Source organism: Mesorhizobium sp. M7A.F.Ca.CA.004.12.1.1 (genome assembly GCF_003997835.1).
Lineage (GTDB): Bacteria > Pseudomonadota > Alphaproteobacteria > Rhizobiales > Rhizobiaceae > Mesorhizobium.
The window spans coordinates 1-547 of the sequence record NZ_RZRK01001466.1 but is presented as its reverse complement, the minus strand read 5'-3'; the positions used below and the strand labels follow the sequence as shown (position 1 = coordinate 547).

At 60.0% G+C, this 547-nt stretch carries 1 protein-coding gene; it reads right to left on the bottom strand.

The window, feature by feature from the left end; all coding sequences use genetic code 11:
- Window positions 1-210: 210 nt before the first annotated feature.
- Window positions 211-547: type IV toxin-antitoxin system AbiEi family antitoxin domain-containing protein (locus tag EN984_RS38465; RefSeq protein ID WP_206517598.1), on the bottom strand; the 337-nt coding region annotated here is incomplete at its 5' end.

The window sequence follows — 547 nt, the reverse complement described above, 5'->3', positions numbered from 1 at the left end:
TGATCTGCATTGTGACCGGACACGGTTTCAAGGATTTCGCTGCCTGGACCTGATGGATGGGAGCGGCGTCCTAGCCCTTTGGCCGCTCCAGCGGCTGCGGCGCGAAGGTCACCACCCTGTCCGGATGCGAGGGTGACCGGGCGAACCTTTTGGCCACATAGGCCGGGCGGAAGTGCATGAGCACGGCCCTGTTCCAGCGTGTTAACGACGTCAAGAATGCTCTCCGCAAACCACGGCTTGGCCAACATCTAATGATCCCACCTCGCGTTCTATGGCGCGGTAGATTCTACAGCCAACCTTGCTGAGCAGCCCCTCGTCGCACACACGGGCCAGATAGCTGCTGGGAATTCCGATCTCAGTGAGCTCGCGCGTTCGCACTTCACCCTTATCACGGGCAAATGATGGCTCAGGCCCGCCGGCCAATTCGATGCGCTCCGCGCTCGCGGTCACGCATGCGCGTCTTGACGGAAGGTTCTGGCGTAGTTTTGAATCGGCAACTCGTAGTTGCATTTCTTTCGGCCTGGGGAGCCGTAGCGAACCAAAACGA